General features: G+C 74.2%; 7 protein-coding genes. 6 read left to right on the top strand and 1 reads right to left on the bottom strand.

Features of this window, described 5'->3' with window-relative positions; genetic code table 11:
- Positions 1-72 precede the first annotated feature (72 nt).
- Entirely contained in the window at positions 73-684 is a 612-nt protein-coding gene (locus ACIQOV_RS27965; protein ID WP_401053142.1) for a DUF2306 domain-containing protein, read from the top strand.
- 335 nt (positions 685-1019) lie between these two features.
- Positions 1020-1409 (top strand): hypothetical protein, encoded by a 390-nt coding sequence (locus ACIQOV_RS27970; protein WP_401053144.1) that lies wholly within the window; start codon positions 1020-1022, stop codon positions 1407-1409.
- A 149-nt stretch (positions 1410-1558) separates the two neighbouring features.
- On the opposite strand, the gene sigJ is transcribed toward ACIQOV_RS27970, so the two are convergent.
- Positions 1559-2491 (bottom strand): RNA polymerase sigma factor SigJ, encoded by a 933-nt coding sequence (gene sigJ, locus ACIQOV_RS27975; RefSeq protein WP_401053146.1) that lies wholly within the window; start codon positions 2489-2491, stop codon positions 1559-1561.
- Between the two features lie 173 nt (positions 2492-2664).
- On the opposite strand from sigJ, the gene ACIQOV_RS27980 reads away from it, so the two are divergent.
- From ACIQOV_RS27980 to ACIQOV_RS27995, 4 genes are all read left to right on the top strand, one after another.
- Positions 2665-3141, top strand: coding sequence for a carboxymuconolactone decarboxylase family protein (locus tag ACIQOV_RS27980; protein WP_401053148.1), 477 nt, complete (start codon positions 2665-2667; stop codon positions 3139-3141).
- A gap of 32 nt (positions 3142-3173) precedes the next feature.
- Positions 3174-3560, top strand: a complete 387-nt coding sequence (locus tag ACIQOV_RS27985; protein ID WP_401053150.1) for a DoxX family protein — start codon at positions 3174-3176, stop codon at positions 3558-3560.
- A gap of 202 nt (positions 3561-3762) precedes the next feature.
- Positions 3763-4065, top strand: coding sequence for a trypco2 family protein (locus ACIQOV_RS27990; RefSeq protein WP_359906629.1), 303 nt, complete (start codon positions 3763-3765; stop codon positions 4063-4065).
- 84 nt (positions 4066-4149) lie between these two features.
- On the top strand, positions 4150-4797 hold a 648-nt coding region (locus tag ACIQOV_RS27995; protein ID WP_401053152.1), incomplete at its 3' end, for a serine protease.

Consider the following 4797-nt stretch of genomic DNA (forward strand, 5'->3'; position numbering starts at 1 on the left):
GGGTTATCCGAGGGTGCTTTCTCGGGGACAACCCGGATGCCGACCCCCGGTGCCGGGCCCGAGACTCGACCCATGCGCATCACACGGGCCGGCTGGGCCGTCATGACGGTGCTCTCCACCCTCATCGTCGTCGTCTCCGCCAAGTACCTCAGCTTCGATCCGGCGGTCTTCATCGAGCAGCAGCGCGCCACCTACCTGAGTCACGAAGTGCCGCTCTACATCCACATCTTCGGCGCGCTCGCCGCTCTGCTGGTGGGGCCGTGGCAGTTCTCCCGCCGCCTGCGCGAACGCCGCCCGCGCCTGCACCGCCGGATCGGCGTCACCTACCTGATCGGCTGCCTGGTCGGCGGAGCGGGCGCGCTGCTGATGGCGCCCGTCGCGTACGGGGGCGCGGTCTCCGGGACCGGCTTCGCCTGCCTGGCCGTGGCCTGGCTGGTGACCGGGGGCGCCGGGCTGCGGGCGATCCTCGACGGGCGGGTGGTCGACCACCGCCGCTGGATGGTCCGCAGTTTCGCGCTCACCTTCGCCGCCGTCACCCTGCGGCTCATGCTGGCCGTCGCCATGGCCGCGCACCTGGACTTCCGCACCTCCTACACCGCCATCGCCTGGCTGTGCTGGGTGCCCAACCTGCTGCTGGCCTGCTGGTTCACCCGCCGCCGCCCCGTCGCCGGGGCGCCGGCGTGACCGGTGCCCGGACCCGGGTGCGGACGTGGGTGGTGGAGCCGCGTCCCGGGGTCCGGACGATGCGCAGGGCGCTGCCCGAGTAGCTGACGTTCGGCTTGTCACCGGCGGCTGGAGCCGGCCGAGGTGACGGCTGCTCATGTTTCCCCCGGTGACGTGTCGTTGATCGAATCGGGGAGTGCGGCCCCCGTTAGCCCGGCCGGGCAGCGGGGTTCCTCCGCCCGGGTAGCGGATGCCTTCCCCGGCGGCGGACCCGGGTGGTTCGGGTACGGATCGGGGCCGGCGCGGGGAACGGCCCGCCGTCGACACAGCCCGACCCCACACCCCAGGAGGCCGCCGTGGCCCGTACGAAGCCCCTCGTCCTGACCGCCCTCACCGCCTTCAGCGTCCTGGCCGCGAGTGCCGCCGTCGCCTTCGCCGACGGCAAGCCCGCCGGCAAGCCCAGCGTCGTGGTGCCCCACGACGAGGCCGCCGCCGACCCCGCGCTGCTGTCCGCGCACAACCAGGTCTTCGGCGACTTCGTCGACGTGGCCCCGGGCGGCAACGGGTTCGCCACCGTGACCTGTCCCTCCGGCCAGGTGCCCACCGGTGGCGGCGGCCAGACCAGCGCCTTCCGGATCTTCTTCACCGACTCCTACCCGAGCGGCAGCTCCTGGGTCGTGCGCGGCACCAACACCGGTACCGCGACGGAGTCGATCCTGGCGACCGCCGTCTGCACCACCCCCTGACCCTCGGGGTGAACGGCCCGGGTCCGGCGTTCGGGCCCGGGCCGCCGCATGTCCCGCGCACCGGCGCGGCTGTGTCGCCGGGGCCGCTGCGTCGGCGGGGTCACTGTGCCGGCGGGGTGGTTCCGCCGGTGGGTGGCCTCGCCGGAGGGTCACTTCGGCGCCGGCAGCAGCCCGAGGTCGGAGACCGGACCGAGGTGGCCGAGCTTGTCCGGGTTGGACACGGCGTGGACGGCCCGCACCGCGCCGTCGGCGTCGATGTCCAGCACGATGACGCTGGCCACGCGCTGCTCGGCGTCGTACACCACCGCGCCCGGGCGGCCGTTGACCCGGGCCGGGACGAGGCGCGCGCCCAGACGGCGGACGCGGCGCAGGCCGCCGACCAGCAGCCGGGCGAGGCGACGCGGATCGGTGAGCGAGCGCGCCAGCGCGCGGGCCTTGCCGCCGCCGTCGCCCTGGAGCACCACGTCGGGGGCGAGCATGCCGAGCAGCGCGTCCAGGTCCCCGCCCCCGGCGGCCTCGAAGAAGCGGCGGGCCAGCTCCTCGCCCTGCGCGCGGTGGGCCGGGGCCGGCAGGACGGGGCCGTCCTCGGCCGCGGCCAGGCGCTTGCGGGCACGGGAGAGGATCTGACGGCAGTTCGCCTCGCTCCTGCCGACCATCTCCGCCACCTCCGGGTAGCCGTACCCGAACGCCTCGCGCAGCGTGAACACCGCGCGCTCGACGGGGGAGAGGGCCTCCAGCAGCACCAGGAACGCCATCGACAGGGTGTCCGCCAGCTCGGCGTGCTCGGCCGGGCCGGGGCGCCCGGCGGTGGTCACGACCGGCTCGGGCAGCCACTCGCCGACATAGCTCTCGCGGCGCACCCGGGCGGACTTCAGGTGGTTGATGCCCAGGCGGGTGACGGTCGTGGTCAGGTACGCCTTCGGGTCGGCGATCACGGTGCCGGCCCGCTCGGCGCGGGTGAAGCCGAGGAAGGTGTCCTGGACGAGGTCCTCGGCGTCGCCGACCGAACCCGTCATCCCGTAGGCGATGGAGAACAGCAGCGGCCGGTACCCGGCCGCGCCCGCCACATCCGTCGAACTCACCCTGGACTCCCCCTGTCCCGATCGTGGCCAGCAGGCTATCCGAGGCCTGCCGCGGCCCGCGGGCGGGTGGTGTGGCGCAGGTCACGGCGCGCGGGCGGCGCGGGGATGTCACGAAACGGCGGGCTGTCCTGTCTTCACGGGCAGCAACGGGACCACCGACCGAGGAGCACACCATGGAACCCCGCCTGAACGCCTTCGCCAGCCCCGTCATGGGCAAGGTCTTCAAGCACCTGATCGCCGCCAACAAGCCCGTCGCCGAGTCGAGCCTGCCGTATGCCGTCCAGGAGCTGGTGCGGCTGCGCGCCAGCCAGATCAACGGCTGCGGCGCCTGCATCGACATGCACTTCAAGGAGGCCGTGCACGCCGGGGAGGACCCGGTGCGCCTCAACCTGGTCGCCGCCTGGCGCGAGGCCACCGTGTTCACCGACGCCGAGCGCGCCGCGCTGGAACTCGCCGAGGAGGGCACCCGGCTCGCGGACGCGGCCGGCGGGGTGAGCGACGAGGTGTGGGCGAACGCGGCCAAGCACTACGACGAGGAGCAGCTCGCCGCGCTGGTCTGCGTGATCGCGCTCATCAACGCCTTCAACCGGGCCAATGTGATGCTCCGCCAGCCCGGCGGCGGCTACGAGGTCGGCATGTACCAGCACTGACCCGGGTCGATCCACGAGGAGAGGGGAACGCCGTGAACGTCGCGCTGTGGATCGTCGCCGGGCTGCTGGCCGCCGTGTACCTGCTGGGCGGCGCGTTCAAGGTGGCCGTGCCGAAGGAGAGGATCGCCGCCGCCGGGGCCAGCGGCCGCTGGGTGGAGGACTTCGGCGCGGGCGGGGTGAAGGCCATCGGCGCCGTCGAGGTGCTGGCGGCGGCGGGGCTGGTCCTGCCCGCCGTGCTCGGCATCGCGCCGGTGTTCGTGCCGCTGGCGGCCGTCGGGCTGGTGCTGCTGATGGCCGGGGCGGCGACCGTGCGGATGCGCCGCCGGGAGTACCGGCTGGTGGCGGTGGACGCGGTCTACATCCTGCTGGCCGCCTTCGTCGCCTGGGGCCGCTTCGGGCCCGAGCCCTTCCTCGCCTGACCGGCCGGGCAGGTCCGGTGGGAAGACCGGGGCCGCTCGACGGTACGGCCGCCGCGAGGGCGCGGCGCCGTACCACCGAGCGGTCCCGGCGGCCGTTCACCGGTCGCCCGGACCGGGCGGGTGCGAGTGGCCTACCATGTCCCACTGATGATCATCTCGTAGCCGCACCCGGTGTACGGGGAGCAGGCCGAAGGGGACGGGTATGGAGATCGGGCTCGCGGACACCATTCGGGCGCTTCGGCAGGAGCTCGCCACCGCGATGGCCGACGGCGAGGGCTCGCCGGTGCGGCTGCGCGTCAACTCGGTCAAGCTCGATGTCGAGGTCGCCGTCACCGCCTCGGCCGAGGTCGAGGGCGGGGTCAAGTTCTGGGTGGTCTCCGGCGGGGCCAAGGCCGCCGGCGCCAGGACCGCCACCCACACGGTGTCGCTGGAACTGACGGCCGAGACCGAGCAGGGCGGTGCGGTGCTGACCAACTCCGAGGCCGGGATCCTGCTGCCCGACTGACGCCGGGCGGCGCCCGGCGGACGGCGGTAGTCACCACCGGGGAGGCTTTGCGGAACGGTCCGAACGGCTGGTGGGGGACAGGGCATGCGGCGCGGCCCGAACGGCATGCTGAGCAGGGTGGTCATGGTCGCCCGACGGGACCGGACGACCGGCGGGACGCGGTTCCTCGCCTCGGGCTTCCTGCTCGCGAGCGGTCTCGCACTCTCCGTGCGCCACGCCTTCGAGGACTCCGAGCGCTACGCCTACGAGGTCCGTCCGGCGGCCGGAACGGCCGGCGGGAGCGGCAAACCCGTCGCCGTCGACCTGGTGGTGAGCCACCAGGACCCCTCCCTCGACCTGGCCCTGCTCGTGCTGGCCGAGGACCACGGCGACCTGCCGCCGATCCGGCTCGGCGTCGCGCCCACCCGGCTCGGCCGCATCGCGTTCACCGCGGTCGGCTTCCCGGACTTCGCCATCGACCGGATGCGGCCGACCACCCGGCAGATCGACGGCGACGTGCTGCTCGGCTCCTTCCTGGGCCGCGCCGACCTGGAACTGTCGCTGACCTCCCCGCCCCCCGAGGCGCCCCCCGCGGCGCCCACCGACCGGCCCGGCCCGGCATCACCGTGGACGGGCTTCTCCGGCGCCGGCGTGTTCACCCGCGACGACGTACTGCTGGGCGTGTGCAGCAGCCACCACACCCGCGGGGGGACCGCGAGCCTGACGGCCACCGGCTTCCAGGGGCTGTCCGAG

This window comes from Kitasatospora sp. NPDC091257, assembly GCF_044757675.1.
GTDB classification, from domain to species: Bacteria; Actinomycetota; Actinomycetes; order Streptomycetales; family Streptomycetaceae; genus Kitasatospora; species Kitasatospora lactacystinica.

Bases quoted from the DNA above. Each gene is read 5' to 3' on its own strand.
- ACIQOV_RS27965 (WP_401053142.1), top strand. From the start codon at position 73: ATGCGCATCACACGGGCCGGCTGGGCCGTCATGACGGTGCTCTCCACC.
- ACIQOV_RS27990 (WP_359906629.1), top strand. From the start codon at position 3,763: ATGGAGATCGGGCTCGCGGACACCATTCGGGCGCTTCGGCAGGAGCTC.
- ACIQOV_RS27980 (WP_401053148.1), top strand. From the start codon at position 2,665: ATGGAACCCCGCCTGAACGCCTTCGCCAGCCCCGTCATGGGCAAGGTC.